A 20,091-nucleotide genomic window follows, 5' to 3' on the forward strand; every position below is an offset into this window, starting at 1 on the left:
TGTTGACAATCAGCAGACCCAGATGAATGCGGCGGCGAGCGCAACGAACGATGAGAAACGTTCGGAGAGCTTGTCGTAGCGCGTGGCAACGCGGCGGAATTGCTTGATGCGGCAGAAGAAGCGTTCGACCAAATTTCGTGAGGCATACAGATGCTCGTCCAGGGGGCGTTGTTCAAGACGATTGGCGCGACTGGGGATGACGGCTTGAATACCCGCGGACTGCAGGTGTTGCAGGATCGCGTTCGAATCGTAGGCTTTGTCGGCGGCCAGACTGGCGGGCTTCAGTTCGTCAAGCAAAGGCAGCGCTTCGGGGCTGTCTCCGGCCTGGCCGCCGGTCAGGCGAAAGCGCGCGAGCATACCCAATCCATCGACCAGCGCATGAATCTTGGTGGTCAATCCGCCACGCGAGCGGCCGATCGCCTGATCGCCTTTTTTTGGGGCGCGCCGGCGGCATGCTGGTGGGCACGCACAATGGTGCTGTCGATGAAGACTTCCTCGAAGTCGGCGTCGCCCCCAAGCTCAGCAAACACCATGTGCCACACCTGCGCCCGAGACCATCTGGCAAAGCGCTGGTACACACTGTTCCAAGGTCCGAAATCGGGAGGTAGATCGCGCCATGGGCTGCCGGTACGCGCCATCCACAGCACGGCCTCGACAAACAGTCGATTGTCTGCCGCCGTTCGACCCGGGTCCGTTGCCTTGCCGGGCAGCAAGGGGGCGATCCGTTCGTATTGTTCATCGCTGAGCATCAACCTTGGCATCCTGTCTTTCCGCAAAAGACAGGATGTAAACAGATTTCTTCACAAGTTAACAGCCCACTCGTTGCTGATTGTCAACAGGCCCTTCTATGAGCAGTCCCTTGTCAAGCCGTTTTGCAAACTGACTGATTGATCGATATACGAATCCTCCCTTATCGCGACAGAGCGGGTTGGCTCCGTTGCGGTGAAACACGATGGCCCGAAGCCGGGTCTTGCGCTCGTGAGAAATGACGTCTCACCACCTTCTATCCGCTGGCGTGAAGCCAGCCTCATCCTGCATGCGCATTACGCCGGAATTGTCACCGGGAGCATGCCCCATCTAGAAAATCGGTTGCCTGTGCAACCCGGGTCTGTTACGGGCATGTTCACTTCAGGCTGTATGGATTGCGTATCACCATCCCCTGCATCTTCCTCCAAACCTCAATGGATTAAGCCGGCTTCAGTTGTGCCCCTTCGGGGATCACGCCATCCTTCAGATAGCGCCACATCGCAATCGCGAGACGTCGTGCCACCGCGACGATCGCAATCCGTCGGGCCCTTCGGTTCGGGCCTGTGCTCTGGGTGCGCTGGTTGAACCACTGCGTCAGTGCGCTCTCTGGCTGGTAGCGGATCCAGGACCACGCCATCTCGATCAGGAGTGCCCGCACCCGTCGGTTTCCCTGTTTGCTAATGCCCTGGTCCACCTGGCTCTCGCCGCTGTCGTAGGGTTGCGGTACAAGGCCAACGCACGCACCGACCTGGCGGCGGTCGCTGAATTCCCGCCAGAACAGCTCGAGCGCCAGTCGCGAGCCGCCAACCGGTCCGATGCCTTTCAGGCGAGTGAGGTGATCGACCCGGGCGCGTGCTGGCGCAGGCAGCTTCGTCGGAAGCGTCTGCTCCAGTGCGGTCAGTTGCTGCTCGGCTACTGCTAGCCGTTCGCACTCGCGTACCAGTCGATCGTTTAGCTCTGCTGGCAGTGGTGTGCCATCGTGACACCGTACCTCGCCGCGGGCGAGTCGGCCGGCGAACTTCCTGCTGTCGACCTCATCCCAGCAACCGAATGTGGCCAGCAGTTTGCGCATGCGGTCGCGGTGTTGCAGGATTTCTTTTTGCAGTTGTCCGCGATCGCGCATGAGATGGCGGGACGCTTCGTCCTGCAAAGAGGGCACCCGGATTGCGCGCATCCGGTCGCGTTCGCCGCGCAGCCAGGCACGTAGGTTGATCACCAGCTTGATCGCATCGAGGCGATCCGTCTTCGCGCGCCGTTTCTGGCGCTCAACGGGAATGCTCGCGGGATCGACGACATGACATTCGATCCCGCGAGCCTGCAGCGCGCGACAGATCCAGAATGCGTCCTGGCCGGCTTCATAGCTCACGACAACCCGTACATCCGCCGGCAGCGACCACTCCTCCTTGTACCGTTCAGTCAGGGCCAGCGCTGCCTGCAGCCGCAGCGTAGCCTGCGGTTGCGCGACAGTGTGTACTGTAGGACTATCACGACGGCCGTCGTGCAGTGCAACCATCCACTTGGCCGCCGCCAGCTCAAGTGACACCGCCAGCACCATGTGCCCGGTGTACGTCGTATCTGCCAGATCTGTGCGCATGATGCCCTCCATTAGGTCAAGCCTCGACACGCTGATTCTATCTATCCGTTGATTGCCTCTCCTGCTACATAGGATCTAGTCTTAACTGTACGGTCAGGCGATGTTCTGCCGACCGTATATTCTTTAAGCTGCACCGGGCCGCTACAGTGGCCGCATTCACCAGAATCACTCGACAACCCCGGTGCGGCGCAACCGCCGCCGCCCGAGCCAATGCCCTGAGGAGGACGTATGGATGCCGCCAAGACCGTGATCCCCGATCTCGATGCCCTGTGGATGCCGTTTACCGCCAACCGCCAGTACAAGGCGGCGCCGCGCCTGCTCGCCTCGGCCAGCGGCATGTACTACACCTCGCATGACGGCCGCCAGATCCTCGACGGTTGCGCCGGCCTGTGGTGCGTGGCTGCCGGCCACTGCCGCAAGGAGATCTCGGAAGCGGTCGCGCGCCAGGTGCAGACCCTGGACTATGCGCCGCCATTCCAGATGAGCCACCCGCTGACCTTTGAGGCCGCCACCAAGCTGGCTGCCATCATGCCGTCCGGGCTGGACCGCATCTTCTTCACCAATTCGGGTTCGGAATCGGTCGACACCGCGCTGAAGATCGCGCTGGCGTATCACCGCGCGCGCGGCGAAGGCCAGCGCACCCGCTTTATCGGCCGCGAGCGCGGCTATCACGGCGTGGGCTTCGGCGGCATGGCAGTGGGCGGCATCGGCGGCAACCGCAAGGTCTTCTCGGCCAACCTGATGCCCGGCACGGACCACCTGCCGGCCACGCTCAATATTGCCGAGGCTGCCTACTCCAAGGGCCAGCCGCAATGGGGCGGGCACCTGGCCGAGGACCTGGAACGCATCCTGGCCCTGCACGATCCGTCCAACGTGGCTGCCGTGATCGTCGAGCCGCTGGCCGGTTCGGCCGGCGTGCTGGTGCCGCCGGTGGGCTACCTGGAAAAGCTGCGCGAGATCACCAGCAAGCACGGCATCCTGCTGATCTTCGACGAAGTCATCACCGCCTTCGGCCGCCTGGGCGCGGCCACCGCCGCCGAGCGCTTCAAGGTCACGCCGGACCTGATCACCATGGCCAAGGCCATCAACAACGCGGCCGTGCCGATGGGCGCGGTGGCGGTCAGGCGCGAAGTGCACGACACCGTGGTCAATTCCGCCGCGCCGGGTGCGATCGAGTTCCTGCACGGCTACACCTATTCCGGCCATCCGCTGGCAGCGGCCGCGGCCATCGCCACGCTGGATATCTACAAGAACGAGAACCTGTTCGGCCGTGCCGCCGAACTGGCGCCCAAGTTTGAAGCCGCTGTGCACGCCGTGCGCGGCGCCCCCCACGTGAAGGACATCCGCAACCTCGGCCTGGTGGCCGGCATCGAACTGGAACCGCGTCCCGGCCAGCCCGGCGCGCGCGGCTACGAGGCCTTCCTCAAATGCCTGGAACGCGGCGTGCTGGTGCGCTACACCGGCGATATCCTCGCCTTCTCGCCGCCGTTGATCATCACGGAAGAGCAGATCGGCGAAATGTTCGACACCGTGAAGAAGGTCCTGCAAGAAGTGCAGTAAGTACGCACGCATGGCAGGAACAACACAAGGAACACTGACGTGAACATCGCAGAAAACCGGCAGATCGCCGACATCGCGCACTACATCGGCGGCACCGTGCGCGCCGCCTCGTCGGACCGTTATGCCGACGTATTCAACCCCGCCACCGGCGCGGTGGCCGGGCGGGTGGCGCTCGGCTCCGCGCAGGACGTGGATGCCGCGGTAGCCGCCGCGCATGCGGCCTTCCCGGCGTGGTCCGAGACTGCGCCGCTCAAGCGCGCCCGCATCCTGTTCAAGTTCAAGGAACTGCTCGACCGCCACCATGACGACCTCGCCGCGCTGATCACGCGCGAGCACGGCAAGGTGTTCTCGGACGCCAAGGGCGAAGTCACCCGCGGCATCGAGGTGGTGGAATTCGCCTGCGGCATTCCCAACCTGCTCAAGACCGACTTCACTGACAACATCGGCGGCGGCATCGACAACTGGAACCTGCGCCAGCCGCTGGGCGTGGTGGCCGGCATCACGCCGTTCAACTTCCCGGTGATGGTGCCGATGTGGATGTTCCCGGTGGCGCTGGCCTGCGGCAACACCTTCGTGCTCAAGCCGTCCGAGCGCGATCCCTCGCCCTCGCTGCTGATCGCCGACCTGCTCAAGCAGGCCGGCCTGCCGGATGGTGTGTTCAACGTGGTGCAGGGCGGCAAGGAAGCCGTCGACGCGCTGCTGGCGCACAAGGATGTGCAGGCGCTGTCCTTCGTCGGCTCGACCCCGATCGCCGAGTACATCTATACCGAGGGCACGAAGCATGGCAAGCGCGTGCAGGCCCTGGGCGGCGCCAAGAACCACCTGGTGGTGATGCCCGACGCCGACCTCGACCAGGCCGTGGACGCGCTGATCGGCGCGGCCTATGGCTCGGCAGGCGAACGGTGCATGGCGATCTCCGTAGCCGTGGCGGTGGGCGACGTCGCCGACAAGCTGGTCCCGCGCCTGGCTGAACGGGCACAGTCGCTGAAGATCCGCAACGGCATGGAAGCCGATGCCGAGATGGGTCCGCTGGTGACCGCCGCGCACAAGGCCAAGGTGGAAGGCTATATCGCCAAGGGCGTGGAAGAGGGTGCGAAGCTGGTGACCGATGGCCGCGGCCACAAGGTCGAAGGGCATGAAGATGGCTTCTATGTCGGCGGCACGCTGTTCGACAATGTCACGCCGGACATGACGATCTACAAGGAAGAGATCTTCGGGCCGGTGTTGTCGGTGGTTCGGGTGCATGACTTTGCCCAGGCGGTGGACCTGATCAACGCGCACGAGTATGGCAATGGCGTGTCGTGCTACACGAGCGACGGCGGCGTGGCGCGCGCTTTCTCGCGCCAGATCCAGGTTGGCATGGTAGGCATCAACGTGCCGATCCCGGTGCCGATGGCATGGCACTCCTTTGGCGGGTGGAAGCGTTCGCTGTTCGGCGATCACCATGCCTATGGCGAGGAAGGCATCCGGTTCTATACGCGCTACAAGAGCATCATGCAGCGCTGGCCGGACAGCATCGGCAAGGGCGCGGAATTTACGATGCCGGTGGCTAAGTAGGTTTCACGCGCATCGCTTGACGATGGGACTGGAAAGCACGGGTTTGCGCCCGTGCTTTTCTTGTTCCTGGGGCATGCAACGTGGCGCAAGCCTTCGGATGGCTATCAATGGTTGCCGATGGCTAACGCGGCAAGCCACGTAATCCAATGTGACGAGTCCGCCGGCTCCACGCGCTAGAATACGGCGCTTTTCAAAGCCGCCCAGCGCGCCCCAGGAGTACCCGCCGATGAGTCTCTTCCGCACCAAGAACATCGAGGCCATGCTGGCCGCCGCCCGCGACGATGGCCTCAAAAAAGTGCTCGGACCGGTGGACCTGATCCTGATGGGCATTGGCGCCATCATCGGCACCGGCATCTTCGTGCTCACCGGCACCGGCGCGCTCACCGCCGGGCCCGCGCTGACCGTGTCCTTCGTCATCGCGGCGCTGGCGTGTGGGTTCGCCGCGCTGTGCTACGCCGAGTTCGCTTCGGCGATTCCCGTCTCCGGCTCCATCTATACCTACAGCTACGCCACCCTCGGCGAGATCGTGGCGTGGATGATCGGGTGGGACCTGCTGCTCGAATACGGCCTGGCGACCTCGGCGGTGTCCGTGGGCTGGTCGGGTTACTTCCAGTCGCTGATGGCGGGCTTCGGCCTGCACCTGCCGGCCATGCTCACCGCGGCGCCGGGCGCGGTGCCAGGTGTGCAGACGCTGTTCAACCTGCCTGCCGCGCTGATCATGCTGGCCATTACGTGGGTCGTGTCCTATGGCGTGCGCGAGTCCACGCGCCTCAACAATGTGATGGTGGCCATCAAGATTGCGGTGGTGCTGCTCTTCATCGCGGTGGGCGTGTGGCACGTCAAGCCGGCCAACTGGCACCCGTTTGCACCGTTCGGACTGGACGGCATCTTCAATGCGGCGGCGCTGGTGTTCTTCGCTTTCATTGGCTTCGATGCCGTCACCTCGGCCGCCGAGGAAGTCCGCAACCCGCGCCGCGACCTGCCTGTCGGCATCATCGGCTCGCTGGCCGTGTGCACCGTGCTGTACGTGACGGTGGCAGCCATCATGACGGGCATAGTGCCCTTCGCCAAGTTCGCCGGCATCGATCACCCGGTCTCGCTTGCGCTGCAGTACGCCGGGCAGAACTGGGTGGCGGGCTTCGTCGATCTTGGCGCCATCCTGGGCATGACCACGGTGATCCTGGTGATGACCTTTGGGCAGACGCGCATCATCTTTGCCATGTCGCGCGACGGCCTGCTGCCGGAGCGCTTGTCGAAGGTGCATCCCGTGCATGCCACGCCGTTCTTCGCCACCTGGACGGTGGGCATCGTGTTCGCGTTTATCGCGGCGTTCGTGCCGCTCAACGTGCTGGCGGAGCTGATCAATATCGGCACGTTGTCGGCCTTCACGCTGATCTCGGTGGCGGTGCTGGTGCTGCGCAAGACCCGGCCGGACCTGCCGCGCGCTTTCCGCTGCCCCGGTGTGCCGGTGGTGCCGCTGCTGTCCGTGGGCTTCTGCCTGTTCCTGATGGCTCACCTGCAGGCACTGACCTGGATCGCGTTCTCCAGCTGGCTGGCGATCGGGCTGGCCATCTACTTCCTCTACGCGCGCCGCAACGCGGTGCTGCACGGCGGTTGACGCCGCCCCGCCGTCACCGTTCGCGCGCGCCGGCCTCCCGCAGGAAGGCCAGTGCGCGTGGCTCCTCGACAAATGCGGAGTTGATGCGGATCCATGCCGAGGTTTCGCCACCCGGCCGGAAGTAATTGCCGGGCGCCAACGTCACGCCGTGCCGCTCCGCGAGCGTCACCAGTTCGCGCGAATCATCGATCCCGCGTGTGCGTGCCCATAGGAAATTGCCCCCCGCCGGTTCGCAAAACACCTCCCAGCCAAACTCGCCCAGGCGCCGCACCGCGCCGGCGGTGGCCTGCCGCACCCGCAGGCGCAGCCGTTCCATGTATTTGCGATAGGCGCCCCGCTCCAGCAAGGCCGTGGTGACGGCTTCCGCGAAATGCGAGCCGGCCACGCTGGTCAGCACCTTCACATCCACCAGTTCCTTCACCAGCGCCTTGTCGGCGACCAGGTAGCCGATCCGCAGCGAGGCCGACACCGTTTTGGAAAAACCGCCGATATAGATCACATGTTCGAGCTGGTCGAGCGTGGCCAGGCGATCGGTGAAGTGGGTCTGGAAGTCCGAGAAGATATCGTCCTCGACGAAGCGGAAGCCATGCCGCCGTGCCAGTTCGAGCAGGCGGAATGCCACCGGCGGCGCCATGGTCGAGCCGGTCGGGTTCTGCAGCACGCTGTTGGTAAAGAACAGCTTGGGCTTGTGCTCGCGCAGCAGCGCCTCCGCGGCGTCCGGGTCCGGGCCATTGCGGGTTTGCGGCACGCCCACCAGCCGCACCCCGTGCAGGCGCAGCAGGCCGAACAGGTTGTAGTAGCCGGGATCTTCCACGAATACCGTATCGCCTGGCTTGAGCAGGCGGCGCACCACCAGGTCCAGCGCCTGGCTAGCGCCGGTGGTGATCAGTACCTGCGGCAGTTCGGCGGCGATGCCGAGTTGCCTCACGCGGGTCAGCACATGCTGGCGCAGTTCCGGAAGGCCCATTGGCGTGGCGTAATGGATCACGCTGCAGACGTCGGTGCGCGAGACCTGGCGGATCGCCTGCGTCAGCCCGTCCAGGTCGCGCCAGGTCTCGGGCACGAAGCCGCCCGCCAGCTTGAGGGTGGCGCTGGGGTGGTTGAACTGTTCCAGGATATGGTCCGACAGGTCCTCGGCCAGCTTCGGATCCGACCAGCCATTGGCGGCCCGCGCCAGCAGCGGGCTGTCCGCGACAAAGAAGCCCGAGCCGTGGCGGGAGTCGAGCAGACCCTGCGACACCAGCCGGTCATAGGCCTCGATCACCGGGAAACGGCTGATGCCATGCTCCGCCGCCAGTTGGCGGATCGACGGCAGGCGGGCGCCGGGACGCACCTCGCGCGTGCTGATCCAGGTCTTGACCTCGTTGACGATCTGGTCGGTCAGGGGCACGCCGGTGGCGGGGACTAGGGTCAGCTTCATGACGGGCGCGCTTGCAAAGTGTCAGGAAAAACTACTGAACAGTGCATAGAAAACTGTTCGCAACTGTTCATGGGATTGTAGTAGCCGCTGTGAATAATGGAAGGCATGCGGAGGAGGGTGCCGGCACCGGCCAGGCCGGGCGGCACGAGACATCACCGCAATGCAGAAAGGAGTGGCGAAATGCGCGAACTACGGATCTTCGAACTGGATGAACCCGGCCGGCCGGTGAGCTGGCGCGCCCCCGAAGGGCAGAGCGTGAAGGTGCTGGAAGGGCACCTGTGGCTGACACTGGAGGGCCATCACGCTGATATCTGGCTGCTGCCGGGCGCCGTGTACTCGCTGCCAGCCGGCGCGACGGTATGGCTGTCGGGAGAAAGCGAAGGCGCGCGATTCACGCTCGCCGAGTCGGCCGCCCCCCTGTGGTGGCGCTGGCTGGGCGGGTTGACTGGCGCGCTGAAGCGCCGGTTTGGCGAGCGCCGGGGCAACGGCGCGGGCGAATGCCCGGAGCCGGGTCTCTGACGTGATGCAGGCTGGCTGGCGCGGGCGAGTGGCCCCCCGCCGGCCGGCAACGGGCGCGCCGGTTCCCGGCCCGCCCGCGGAGCCCGAGGCCGCTTGCGCGCGCCGCGGATGCCTCCGCCCCGCCCGTTTTCCCCCCTCAGAATCCATCACACCGCCTCGCCAACTGTGCGAGGATGTCCGTCATGGCAGCCCGCGCCGCGCGGTAGGCAGGGTGTCCCTGGCTTGATTTCCGTTAACGTAAACGTCATATAATCAAGCCGCCGGGCCGGCGCCAGCCAGACCGCTCGCATGCGGGATCCGAGCCGCCTCCAGAGCGGCAGCCATGGACGTCATGCGACCAGCCAGAACACCGAACATGGTGGAGACAAATGACCGATCTTTCCGATGTGCAGAAGGGTGCCCAACCCGGCGTTTCCCATCAGGCGCAGGGACCGAAAGGCCCCGTCAACAAAGTGCGCTTCGTCACCGCGGCTTCGCTGTTCGACGGCCACGATGCCTCCATCAACATCATGCGGCGCATCCTGCAGTCCTCGGGCTGCGAGGTGATCCATCTGGGGCATAACCGCTCGGTGCAGGAAGTGGTCAGTGCGGCTCTGCAGGAAGACGTGCAGGGCATCGCCATTTCCAGCTACCAGGGCGGCCACGTCGAGTACTTCAAGTACATGATCGACCTGCTGCGCCAACGTGGCGGCGGGCACATCCAGCTATTCGGCGGCGGCGGGGGCGTGATCGTGCCGGACGAGATCCGCGAACTGCAGGCCTACGGCGTGGCGCGCATCTTCAGCCCGGAGGACGGCCAGCGCATGGGCCTGGCGGGCATGATCGCCGACATGGTGCAGCGCTGCGATATCGACCTCGCGCGCTATGCGCCGACCGCGCTCGACGCGGTGAAGGGCGGCGACCGCCGCGCGCTCGCGCAAGTGATCACCGCGCTGGAAAACGGCAAGGCGGAACCGTCGCTGGCCGACGCGCTGCGCGCCGAAGCGGCAAAGGTGAAGACGCCCGTGCTCGGCATCACCGGCACTGGCGGCGCCGGCAAGTCCTCGCTGACCGATGAACTGATCCGCCGCATCCGGCTGGACCAGCAGGATGCGCTGTCGATCGCGGTGATCTCGATCGATCCCTCGCGCCGCAAATCCGGCGGTGCGTTGCTGGGCGACCGCATCCGCATGAATGCGATCAATCATCCGAACATCTTCATGCGCTCGCTGGCCACGCGCGAGGCCGGCTCCGAGATTTCGCAGGCGCTGCCGGATGTGCTGGCAGCGTGCAAGGCGAGTGGCTTCGACCTGATCATCGTCGAGACCTCGGGCATAGGCCAGGGCGATGCGGCCATCGTGCCGCATGCGGACCTGTCGCTGTATGTGATGACGCCCGAGTTCGGCGCCGCCAGCCAGCTCGAGAAGATCGACATGCTGGACTTCGCCGACTTCGTCGCCATCAACAAGTTCGACCGCAAGGGCGCGCGCGACGCGTGGCGCGACGTCGCCAAGCAAGTGCAGCGCAACCGCGAGCAGTGGCATGCAAAGCCCGAGGAGATGCCGGTGTACGGCACCCAGGCGTCCCGCTTCAACGACGACGGCGTGACCATGCTCTACCAGGGCCTGCGCGAAGCGCTGTGCGCGCGCGGCATGCGCGCGCCGGCGGGCGTGCTGCCGCTGCTGAGCGGACGCATCTCCACCGGCCAGAACGTGATCGTGCCGCCGGCGCGCAACCGCTACCTGGCGGAGATTGCCGACACCGTGCGCGCTTATCACCACCGCGTGGAAGCGCAAAGCCAGCTGGCGCGCGAGCGCCAGCAATTGCGCGAGGCACGCCGCATGCTGCTGGCCGCGCCGGAGCCAACGCCGGGCGATGCCGGCGACGCGCTGCAGGCGCTCGCCACGGAACGCGACGCCGCGCTGGGCGCGCAGGAGCGCAAGCTGCTGGCGATGTGGCCGGAGATGCGCAAGGCCTACAGCGGCGACGAGTACGTGGTGAAGATCCGCGACAAGGAAATCCGCACCACGCTCACCTCCAGCACCTTGTCCGGCACCACGGTGCGCAAGGTGGTGCTGCCGCGCTTCGCGGACGATGGCGAGGTGCTCAGGTGGCTGATGCGCGAGAACGTGCCCGGCAGCTTCCCCTACACTGCCGGCGTGTTCGCCTTCAAGCGCGAGAACGAAGACCCCACCCGCATGTTCGCCGGCGAGGGCGATGCCTTCCGCACCAACCGCCGCTTCAAGCTGGTCTCCGAAGGCATGGATGCCAAGCGCCTGTCCACCGCCTTCGACTCGGTCACGCTGTACGGCGAGGATCCGCATACGCGACCGGATATCTACGGCAAGGTCGGCAATTCGGGCGTGTCGATCGCCACGCTCGACGACATGAAGGTGCTGTACGACGGCTTCGACCTGACCAGCCCGTCGACCTCCGTGTCGATGACCATCAACGGCCCCGCGCCCACCATCCTGGCGATGTTCATGAACACCGCCATTGACCAGCAGCTCGACAAGTTCCGCGCCGACAACGGCCGCGATCCCACCAGCGACGAGGAGGCCAAGATCCGCGCCTGGGTGCTGCAGAACGTGCGCGGCACGGTGCAGGCCGACATCCTCAAGGAAGACCAGGGGCAGAACACCTGCATCTTCTCCACCGAGTTCTCGCTCAAGGTGATGGGCGATATCCAGGCCTACTTCGTGCACCACCAGGTGCGCAATTTCTACTCGGTCTCGATCTCCGGTTATCACATCGCGGAGGCTGGCGCGAACCCGATCTCGCAACTGGCATTCACGCTGTCCAACGGCTTCACCTATGTGGAGGCGTATCTCGCGCGCGGCATGCATATCGACGATTTCGCGCCCAACCTGTCGTTCTTCTTCTCCAACGGCATGGACCCGGAATACAGCGTGATGGGCCGCGTGGCGCGCCGTATCTGGGCCGTGACGATGCGCGAAAAATACGGCGCCAACGAACGCAGCCAGAAGCTCAAGTACCACATCCAGACGTCCGGCCGCTCGCTGCATGCGCAGGAGATCGACTTCAACGATATCCGCACCACGCTGCAGGCGCTGATCGCGATCTACGACAACTGCAATTCGCTGCACACCAACGCCTACGACGAAGCCATCACCACGCCCACCGGCGAGTCGGTGCGCCGCGCGCTGGCGATCCAGCTCATCATCAACCGCGAATGGGGCGTGGCCAGATGCGAGAACCCCAACCAGGGCAGCTTCCTGATCGATGAGCTGACCGACCTGGTGGAGGAAGCGGTGATGCAGGAGTTCGAGCGCATCGCCGAGCGCGGCGGCGTGCTGGGGGCGATGGAGACCGGCTACCAGCGCGGCAAGATCCAGGAGGAGTCGCTGTACTACGAGCAGCGCAAGCACGACGGCACGCTGCCCATCATCGGCGTCAACACCTTCCGCAATCCCAACGGCGAGCCCGCCACGCAGACGCTCGAACTGGCGCGCTCCAGCGAAGAGGAGAAGCAGGGACAGCTCGCGCGGCTGGCGGATTTCCATGCGCGCCATGCGGATGCGGCGCCTGCGATGCTGCAGCGCCTGCGCCAGGCCGTGATCGACAACGACAATGTGTTTGCGGTGCTGATGGATGCGGTGCGCGTGTGCTCGCTGGGGCAGATCACGCATGCGCTGTTCGAGGTGGGAGGACAGTACCGGCGCAATATGTGATGTGTCAGCCGGGGGCTGTTTCGTGCGAGGCCCCTGCGTTAAACTTGACGTTTGCATAAGGCCATAACGCGGCCATAACGCGGCCATAGCGCGGCCGTCGAGCGCCAGGGCCAAGCCAATACCAAGACAAGATCAAGACAAGATCAAGACAAGACCAATCAGGAGCACCGTGTACGATCCAAACAATATCTTCGCCCGCATCCTGCGTGGCGAATTGCCTTGCAACAAGGTGTATGAAGACGCCGACACCGTTGCCTTCATGGACATCATGCCCCAGTCCGACGGCCACGTACTGGTGGTGACCAAGGAGCCGGCCGCGGAGATATTCGACCTCTCCGACGCCGGCGCCGAAGCCGCCATCCGCACCACCAAGCGCGTAGCCCGCGCGGTGCGCGCCGCCTTCAGGCCGGACGGCATCTCGATCGGCCAGTTCAACGGCAGCGCCGCGGGCCAGACCGTCCCGCACGTGCATTTCCACATCGTGCCCCGCTATGCCGACCGCACACTGCGCGGCCACGGCACCGACATGCAGGATCCGGAAATCCTCAGCCAGCACGCCGATCGCATCATCGCCGCGCTGCGCGACGCCTGACCCTATGAAACACCGGTCCGCCGCACCCGCGGCGGGCCGGATCTGCATCAAGCAACCAGCAACAAGGAAGAGAAGATGGGAATCAGGACAGTTGGCATCGTAGGCGCCGGAACCATGGGTAACGGCATCGCGCAAGCATGCGCCGTAGTGGGCCTGGACGTGGTGATGGTGGACATCAGCGACGCAGCGGTGAACAAGGGCATCGCCACCGTTGCGGGCAGCCTGGACCGCCTGATCAAGAAGGACAAGATCAGCGAAGCCGACAAGGAAGCCGCACTGGCGCGCATCAAGGGCTCGACCGCCTATGAATCGCTCAAGGCCACCGACATCGTGATCGAAGCCGCCACCGAGAACTTCGACCTCAAGGTCAAGATCCTCAAGCAGATCGACAGCATTGTCGGCGACAACGTGATCGTGGCGTCCAACACTTCGTCGATCTCGATCACCAAGCTGGCGGCGGTCACGACCCGGCCGGGCAACTTCATCGGCATGCACTTCTTCAATCCGGTGCCGATGATGGCGCTGGTGGAACTGATCCGCGGCCTGCAGACCAGCGATGCCACGCATGCGCTGGTGGAAGAACTCTCCAAGGCGCTGGGCAAGTACCCGATCACCGTGAAGAACAACCCGGGCTTCGTGGTGAACCGGATTCTCTGCCCGATGATCAATGAGGCGTTTTGCGTGCTGGGTGAAGGCCTGGCGTCGCCGGAAGAGATCGACGAAGGCATGAAGCTGGGCTGCAATCACCCGATCGGCCCGCTGGCGCTGGCCGACATGATCGGCCTGGATACGATGCTGGCGGTGATGGAGGTGCTGTACACCGAATTTGCCGACCCGAAATACCGTCCGGCCATGCTGATGCGCGAAATGGTGGCAGCGGGCTATCTCGGCCGCAAGACGGGCCGCGGTGTGTACGTCTACAGCAAGTAATATTGAAGCAGTAAGAGATGGAAAGTCCCCCTTCCCCAGGGCGGGGGAAGCTAAGAAAGCTGGCAACGGAGCGATCCGTTGCCAGCTTTTTTTCGTTTGCGGAACGCCCCTGCCTGCCGGTTCTCCAGCATGTCGTGATCAATGAACCATGCCCCTTCCGGTACCTGACGATTTGCTGTCTGCTTGAATTTTCAAACAAGAATCGATATCAATATGAATTAAATAGAACGAACGTATTAAAAAATATTGTCAAGCCTTTGGCGGCGATAAAGCCGATTAACACCGAGTGAAATCAATCTCGATCCAAGTGAAACCGGGTGAATGTCTTCATTTGTCCCTAATCGCTAAAGCTTTGCACAGACATTTCCGTAAACGCTGAAATGCACTACGCGCCGCCGCAGTCGTGGCACTGTCTGTGCGTCGCGTGCTTTGGAAAACCGATGGGGAATCTTTATGCGCAACAACCAACCCGTCTCGCAGCGCGAATACGAACTGTCTGAGAATGCGACGCTGATGTCGACCACCGACACCAAGGGCCGCATCGCCTACGCCAATGCGGCCTTCGTCGATGTCAGTGGCTTCACGCGCGAGGAAATCCAGGGGCAGCCCCACAATATCGTGCGGCACCCGGACATGCCGGCCGAGGCGTTCGCCGACATGTGGGCCACGCTCAAGGGCGGAGAGCCCTGGACGGCGCTGGTAAAAAACCGGCGCAAGGACGGCGACCACTACTGGGTACGCGCCAACGCCATGCCGCTGGTGCGCAACGGCAAGCCGGTGGGGTACATGTCGGTGCGCACCAGGCCCTCGCGCGAGGAGATTGACGCCGCCGGGCGGCTCTACCAGGACTTCCGCGAGGGTAGTGCGGGCCAGCGGCGCTTTCACAAGGGCTTGATCATTCAGGGCGGCTGGAAGCGGTGGGCATCGGCCTTCAAGACCATGCCGGTGCGCTGGCGCATCCGCGGCGCCCTGGCGACCTTGCTGCCGGCCTCGGTCATTGGTGCGGCGGCGCTTGGCATGAGTGGGATGCCGCTGGCCGGCCTGGGCGGCATCGTCGCCGCCATGCTGCTGCTGGTCTCCGGCTGGCTGGAGGCGCAGATCTCGCGGCCGCTGGAGCGGGTCATGGCACAGGCCTTGCGCGTCGCGTCAGGCGAAAGCCAGCAGGTCGAGCATATGGACCGCGTGGACGAGATCGGCATGACCCTGCGCACGATCAGCCAGCTTGGCCTGATGTTCCGCTGGCTGATCGACGACGTGAGCGAGCAGGTGCTGAACGTGCAAGGCGCAAGCAGCGAGATCGCGCAGGGCAACAGCGACCTGAGTCAGCGTACCGAGCAGGCGGCATCCAACGTACAGGATACGGCGTCGTCGATGACGCAGATGACGGCCACGGTCAAGAGCAATGCCGAGACCGCGGCCCAGGCAAACGAGCTGTCCGGCTCCGCCAGCACCGAGGCGGCCAAGGGCGGCAAGGCGATGTCGCAGGTGGTGGCGACCATGGAGGAAATCAGCAGCAGCTCGAAACGGATCGCTGACATCATCAGCGTGATCGACGGCATCGCCTTCCAGACCAATATCCTTGCGCTGAATGCCGCGGTGGAAGCCGCGCGGGCGGGGGAACAGGGCAGGGGCTTCGCGGTGGTGGCCGGTGAGGTGCGCGGGCTCGCGCAGCGCAGCGCCAGCGCGGCCAGGGAGATCAAGGCGCTGATCGGCGCCAGCGTGGAAAAGGTCGACTCGGGGGCGCAACTGGTCAACGACGCCGGCCAGACCATGGACAACATCGTGGCCCAGGTCAGGCGCGTCTCCGACCTGATCGCCGGGATCAGCCTGGCTACGTCCGAGCAGAGCGCGGGCATCAGCCAGGTTGGCGATGCCATCGGCGACCTCGACCGCATCACCCAGCAGAACGCGGCGCTGGTGGAGCAGAGCGCGGCCGCCGCACAGAGCCTGAAACGGCAGGCCAACCGGCTGGTGGAGGCGGTCGGCGTATTCCGTTGATTGCGCGACAAACCGCGTCGGGCCATGGCGCAAGGTGGCCGCGAGGGGCGCGGCGGTCCTATTCGCCGTACTGCCGCAGCCCTTCCAGGTCCAATACCTCGATCACGCCATAGTCGACCTTCACCAGTCCCTGCTGCTCCAGCACCTTCAACGCCTGATTGGCCCGCTGCCGCGATATGCCCGCCAGCAGGCCGATTTCTTCCTGCGAAATCTCCAGCGTGGTTCCCAGGCCGGGGTACAGGTGCTCGTTGAACAGCGACGACACCGCGCGTGCCACCCGCGAATCGATATCGAGCAGCCGTTCGTATTCCACGGCGGCAATGAACTGCCCCAGCCGCTCGTTGAACTGCGTCAGCAGGAACCGCGTGAACGGCAGGCTGGTATCCAGCAACCACTGAAAAGTCTCGCGCGGAAGAAAAGCAATCCGCGAGCGCCGCAGCGCCATCACATCGTATTTGCGGATCTCGGCCTTGAGCACGGCGCCTTCGCCGAACCAGCCGCCGGTAGGCACGCCGGTGAATGTCACCGACTTGCCGGAAGGCGACACCGTAGTGATCTTGACGATCCCTTCCAGCACCCCCAACCAGTGCTCGGCCTTGTCACCCTTGTGACAGACGTAATCGCCCTGGCTATATTCGCGCACGCACATGGCGCGGCGGACCACGTCGCGTTGTTCCGGACTGAGGTCGGCTGCCCACACGCAGCGGTCGACAAAATCGTTGAGCATGAGCTGGAAAACCTTCCCGTAGGGATTAACCCGGAATTGTCATCGGCGTGACAACCGGGGGAAATGGCATGCACTATCTTACGATCACACCAACCGCGAGTGCGTGCCAGGACAAGGCACGACGGACTTGTTGCGCTGCGGCAGAAACCGCGCGGGGCAAAACAGGCCAAGTATAACCAGCGGAAGCAGGCTTGACACCGGTGGCGGATCCCCGCCCCGGAGGGACAGGAGACAGCGATGCAGGAACCGTCGGCGACGACCTTCCCGCGCCTGCTGCTTGCGCATGCGCAGCAGCGGCCGGAAAGCCCGGCTTACCGCGAGAAGGATCTCGGAATCTGGCAAACCTATAGCTGGGCGCAGACCGCGCAGGAGGTCCGTGCGCTGGCGTGCGGGCTGGCCGCGCTGGGCTTTGCGCGCGGCATGAACCTGGCGGTGGTCGGTGACAACCGGCCGCGCCTGTACTGGGCCATGAGCGCGGCGCAGGCACTGGGTGGCGTGCCCGTGCCGCTGTACCAGGACGCGATCGCGGGCGAGATGATCTATGTGCTCAACGATGCCGAGATCGATTTTGCCATCGTCGAGGACCAGGAGCAGGTGGACAAGCTGCTCGAAGTGGAGGAGCAGCTCGCCGCGCAGGGCCGCAAGGTGCGGCACATCATCTATGAAGACCCGCGCGGGTTGCGCGACTATGATCATCCGGCGCTGATGTCCTACCAGCGCGTGCAGGAAATCGGCCGTGAATTCGATCGCGCCAATCCGGGCTTGTTCGACCAGGCCGTTGCCGCGGGCGCGCCCGACGACACTGCCATCATCCTCTACACCTCCGGCACCACCGGCAAGCCCAAGGGGGTGTGCCATTCGCACCGCGGCCTGATCGGCTCGGCGCGCAACGGTTGCGCTTTCGACGGCCTGACCGCGAAGGACGATGTGCTGTCCTACCTGCCGATGGCGTGGGTCGGCGACAACCTGTTCTCCTACGCGCAGGCCCTGACGGCGGGCTTTACCGTGAATTGCCCGGAATCGCGCGAGACGGTGATGACCGATCTGCGCGAGATCGGTCCCACCTATTACTTCGCGCCGCCGCGCATCTATGAAAACCTGCTCACGCAGGTGATGATCCGCATGGAAGACGCGGGCTGGATCAAGCGCAAGCTGTTCCACTGGGCGATGGACGTGGCGCGCCGCTGCGGCACCGACATCCTCGACGGGAAGCCGGTGGCGCTGGCCGACCGGCTGCGCTACGCCGCGGGCGAAGCGCTGATCTTCGGGCCGCTGCGCAACGTGCTGGGCATGAGCCGCATCCGCGTGGGCTACACGGCGGGCGAAGCGATCGGGCCGGACCTGTTCCGCTTCTATCGTTCGATCGGCGTCAATCTCAAGCAGTTCTACGGCCAGACCGAAACCTGCGCCTATGTCTGCCTGCAGCCGGACGGCAAGGTCAAGTTCGATTCGGTGGGGCCGGCCGCGCCGGGCATGGAGATCCGCATTGCCGACAACGGCGAGGTGCTGGTGCGTGGCGTGGGGCTGCTGAAGGCTTACTACAAGCGCGACGATGCCACCCGTGAGGCGATCAACGACGATGGTTACTTCATGACCGGCGACGCGGGCGTGATCGATGGCGACGGCCATCTCAAGATCATCGACCGCGCCAAGGATGTGGGCAAGTTGTCGGACGGCGCCATGTTCGCGCCCAAGTACATCGAGAACAAGCTCAAGTTCTTCCAGTACATCAAGGAAGCGGTGGCGTTCGGCACTGGCCGCGACAGCGTGTGCGCTTTCATCAATATCGATTTCGAAGCGGTCGGCAACTGGGCCGAGCGGCGCCACCTGGCGTACGCGGGCTACATCGATCTTGCCGCGCAGCCGGAAGTGATCGCCATGATCGCCGAGTGCGTCGAGCAGGTGAATGCCGATCTCGCCACCGATGCCATGCTGGCCGGCTCGCAGATCTCGCGTTTCCTGATCCTGCACAAGGAGCTGGATCCGGACGATGACGAGCTCACGCGGACCCGCAAGGTGCGGCGTGGCTTCATCGCCGAGAAGTACGGCGTGCTGGTCGAGGCGCTGTACGCCGGCAAGACGGAGCAGTTTATCGAGACGCGCGTGAAGTTCGAGGATGGCCGCGAGGGCAGTGTATCGGCCACGCTGAAGCTGGTTGACGTGAAGCGCATCCCGCCGGCCTCCGCCGGCGCGGCACGCGCGGCATGAGCAGGGGCGGGAGGATGACGCAAATGGCATGGAAAGGCGTGGAGCGCGGCGGCGACGGCCAGCCGGTGTGGAGCGGCGCGTCCGCGGTGGCGGGAGCCACGGCGGAGCTGCAAGGCGGTGTGCAGGCCGGGCATGCGCAGGCGCAGGCGCGGCAGGCCGGCGAGGTGATACTCGACCTGCAGCATATCTCGCTGTCCTTCGGTGGCGTGAAGGCGCTGACCGATATCTCCTTCGATGTGCGCGAGCATGAGATCCGCGCCATCATCGGACCCAACGGCGCGGGCAAGAGCTCGATGCTCAATGTGATCAACGGGGTCTATCACCCGCAGCAGGGCCGCATCGTGTTCCGCGGCGAGGAGCGGCGCAAGATGCATCCCACCGCCGCGGCCCGCCAGGGCATCGCGCGCACCTTCCAGAACATCGCGCTGTTCAAGGGCATGACCGTGCTCGACAACATCATGACGGGGCGCAACACCCGGTTCCGCAGCGGCCTGCTGGCCAATGCGCTGTGGTGGGGCCCCGCGCGCAACGAAGAAATGCGCCACCGCCAGAAGGTCGAAGAGGTGATCGACTTCCTTGAAATCCAGGCCATCCGCAAGACGCCGGTGGGACGCCTGCCCTACGGTTTGCAGAAGCGCGTGGAGCTGGCGCGCGCGCTGGCGGCCGAGCCCTCCATGCTGCTGCTCGATGAGCCGATGGCAGGCATGAACGTGGAGGAGAAGCAGGACATGTGCCGCTTCATCCTGGACGTGAACCACCAGTTCGGCACCACCATCGTGCTGATCGAACACGACATGGGCGTGGTGATGGACATCTCCGACCGCGTGGTGGTGCTCGACTACGGCAAGAAGATCGGCGACGGCACGCCGGAGGCGGTAAAGGCCAACCCGGACGTGATCCGCGCCTACCTCGGCGCTGGTCACTGACGCAGACGCAACGCACGGAACGAT

General features: G+C 64.6%; 15 protein-coding genes. 11 read left to right on the forward strand and 4 right to left on the reverse strand.

Annotated elements, in window-relative coordinates:
* Nucleotides 1–9 precede the first annotated feature (9 nt).
* Together ACZY0R_RS16985 and ACZY0R_RS16990 are read right to left on the reverse strand one after the other, a co-directional pair.
* Nucleotides 10–761 (reverse strand): IS5 family transposase gene (locus ACZY0R_RS16985; protein WP_488859801.1). Its coding sequence is split into 2 segments (ribosomal slippage): nt 10–441 and nt 444–761, totalling 750 coding nucleotides; the frame shifts between segments, so codons are not numbered across the junction.
* 425 nt (nt 762–1,186) lie between these two features.
* The gene (locus tag ACZY0R_RS16990; RefSeq protein ID WP_488859803.1) at nt 1,187–2,341 is read right to left on the reverse strand and encodes an IS110 family RNA-guided transposase; all 1,155 of its coding nucleotides are present in this window, start codon (nt 2,339–2,341) and stop codon (nt 1,187–1,189) included.
* A 228-nt stretch (nt 2,342–2,569) separates the two neighbouring features.
* Between ACZY0R_RS16990 and aptA the strand changes: the two genes are divergently transcribed.
* From aptA to bcaP, 3 genes are all read left to right on the forward strand, one after another.
* Nucleotides 2,570–3,901: an omega-aminotransferase AptA gene (aptA, locus tag ACZY0R_RS16995; RefSeq protein WP_488859805.1), complete on the forward strand. Its 1,332-nt coding sequence runs from the start codon at nt 2,570–2,572 to the stop codon at nt 3,899–3,901.
* A 39-nt stretch (nt 3,902–3,940) separates the two neighbouring features.
* Entirely contained in the window at nt 3,941–5,458 is a 1,518-nt protein-coding gene (locus ACZY0R_RS17000) for a CoA-acylating methylmalonate-semialdehyde dehydrogenase (RefSeq protein WP_035869886.1), read from the forward strand.
* 226 nt (nt 5,459–5,684) lie between these two features.
* Complete coding sequence (gene bcaP / locus ACZY0R_RS17005) at nt 5,685–7,076, forward strand: branched-chain amino acid transporter BcaP (protein WP_488859807.1); 1,392 nt, start codon at nt 5,685–5,687, stop codon at nt 7,074–7,076.
* 13 nt (nt 7,077–7,089) lie between these two features.
* On the opposite strand, the gene ACZY0R_RS17010 is transcribed toward bcaP, so the two are convergent.
* A complete protein-coding gene (locus ACZY0R_RS17010) occupies nt 7,090–8,496 on the reverse strand; it encodes an aminotransferase-like domain-containing protein (protein WP_045236130.1) in 1,407 nt (468 codons plus the stop codon).
* A 180-nt stretch (nt 8,497–8,676) separates the two neighbouring features.
* Here ACZY0R_RS17010 and ACZY0R_RS17015 point away from each other — a divergent pair, with 180 nt between their 5' ends.
* The 6 genes from ACZY0R_RS17015 (at nt 8,677) to ACZY0R_RS17040 (ending at nt 16,206) form a co-directional block, all read left to right on the forward strand.
* On the forward strand, nt 8,677–9,015 hold the full coding sequence (locus tag ACZY0R_RS17015; protein WP_488859809.1) for a DUF2917 domain-containing protein: 339 nt from the start codon (nt 8,677–8,679) through the stop codon (nt 9,013–9,015).
* A 368-nt stretch (nt 9,016–9,383) separates the two neighbouring features.
* On the forward strand, nt 9,384–12,686 hold the full coding sequence (gene icmF / locus ACZY0R_RS17020; RefSeq protein ID WP_488859811.1) for a fused isobutyryl-CoA mutase/GTPase IcmF: 3,303 nt from the start codon (nt 9,384–9,386) through the stop codon (nt 12,684–12,686).
* A 169-nt stretch (nt 12,687–12,855) separates the two neighbouring features.
* Nucleotides 12,856–13,278 carry an HIT family protein gene (locus tag ACZY0R_RS17025; RefSeq protein WP_441630684.1) on the forward strand — a complete coding sequence of 141 codons (423 nt, stop codon included), beginning with the start codon at nt 12,856–12,858 and terminating at the stop codon, nt 13,276–13,278.
* Nucleotides 13,279–13,353: 75 nt separating this feature from the next.
* Nucleotides 13,354–14,208 (forward strand): 3-hydroxybutyryl-CoA dehydrogenase, encoded by an 855-nt coding sequence (locus ACZY0R_RS17030; protein ID WP_045236126.1) that lies wholly within the window; start codon nt 13,354–13,356, stop codon nt 14,206–14,208.
* A 17-nt stretch (nt 14,209–14,225) separates the two neighbouring features.
* On the forward strand, nt 14,226–14,498 hold the full coding sequence (locus ACZY0R_RS17035; protein WP_488859814.1) for a hypothetical protein: 273 nt from the start codon (nt 14,226–14,228) through the stop codon (nt 14,496–14,498).
* Nucleotides 14,499–14,661: 163 nt separating this feature from the next.
* Nucleotides 14,662–16,206, forward strand: a complete 1,545-nt coding sequence (locus ACZY0R_RS17040; protein ID WP_488859816.1) for a methyl-accepting chemotaxis protein — start codon at nt 14,662–14,664, stop codon at nt 16,204–16,206.
* 58 nt (nt 16,207–16,264) lie between these two features.
* Here the strand turns inward: ACZY0R_RS17040 and ACZY0R_RS17045 are convergent, their stop codons facing one another.
* Nucleotides 16,265–16,933: a Crp/Fnr family transcriptional regulator gene (locus tag ACZY0R_RS17045; protein WP_035875771.1), complete on the reverse strand. Its 669-nt coding sequence runs from the start codon at nt 16,931–16,933 to the stop codon at nt 16,265–16,267.
* Between the two features lie 237 nt (nt 16,934–17,170).
* Between ACZY0R_RS17045 and ACZY0R_RS17050 the strand changes: the two genes are divergently transcribed.
* Together ACZY0R_RS17050 and ACZY0R_RS17055 are read left to right on the forward strand one after the other, a co-directional pair.
* Nucleotides 17,171–19,141: an AMP-dependent synthetase/ligase gene (locus tag ACZY0R_RS17050; RefSeq protein ID WP_488859818.1), complete on the forward strand. Its 1,971-nt coding sequence runs from the start codon at nt 17,171–17,173 to the stop codon at nt 19,139–19,141.
* A gap of 14 nt (nt 19,142–19,155) precedes the next feature.
* On the forward strand, nt 19,156–20,067 hold the full coding sequence (locus tag ACZY0R_RS17055; protein WP_488859820.1) for an ABC transporter ATP-binding protein: 912 nt from the start codon (nt 19,156–19,158) through the stop codon (nt 20,065–20,067).
* Nucleotides 20,068–20,091: the final 24 nt, after the last annotated feature.

It is taken from the genome of Cupriavidus sp. F041, assembly GCF_057814235.1.

Excerpts from the sequence above, each read along its gene's own strand:
- ACZY0R_RS16990 (WP_488859803.1), bottom strand. The coding sequence starts at position 2,341 with ATGCGCACAGATCTGGCAGATACGACGTACACCGGGCACATGGTGCTG.
- aptA (WP_488859805.1), top strand. The coding sequence starts at position 2,570 with ATGGATGCCGCCAAGACCGTGATCCCCGATCTCGATGCCCTGTGGATG.
- bcaP (WP_488859807.1), top strand. The coding sequence starts at position 5,685 with ATGAGTCTCTTCCGCACCAAGAACATCGAGGCCATGCTGGCCGCCGCC.
- ACZY0R_RS17010 (WP_045236130.1), bottom strand. The coding sequence starts at position 8,496 with ATGAAGCTGACCCTAGTCCCCGCCACCGGCGTGCCCCTGACCGACCAG.
- ACZY0R_RS17015 (WP_488859809.1), top strand. The coding sequence starts at position 8,677 with ATGCGCGAACTACGGATCTTCGAACTGGATGAACCCGGCCGGCCGGTG.
- icmF (WP_488859811.1), top strand. The coding sequence starts at position 9,384 with ATGACCGATCTTTCCGATGTGCAGAAGGGTGCCCAACCCGGCGTTTCC.
- ACZY0R_RS17030 (WP_045236126.1), top strand. The coding sequence starts at position 13,354 with ATGGGAATCAGGACAGTTGGCATCGTAGGCGCCGGAACCATGGGTAAC.
- ACZY0R_RS17035 (WP_488859814.1), top strand. The coding sequence starts at position 14,226 with ATGGAAAGTCCCCCTTCCCCAGGGCGGGGGAAGCTAAGAAAGCTGGCA.
- ACZY0R_RS17040 (WP_488859816.1), top strand. The coding sequence starts at position 14,662 with ATGCGCAACAACCAACCCGTCTCGCAGCGCGAATACGAACTGTCTGAG.
- ACZY0R_RS17045 (WP_035875771.1), bottom strand. The coding sequence starts at position 16,933 with ATGCTCAACGATTTTGTCGACCGCTGCGTGTGGGCAGCCGACCTCAGT.
- ACZY0R_RS17050 (WP_488859818.1), top strand. The coding sequence starts at position 17,171 with ATGCAGGAACCGTCGGCGACGACCTTCCCGCGCCTGCTGCTTGCGCAT.
- ACZY0R_RS17055 (WP_488859820.1), top strand. The coding sequence starts at position 19,156 with ATGACGCAAATGGCATGGAAAGGCGTGGAGCGCGGCGGCGACGGCCAG.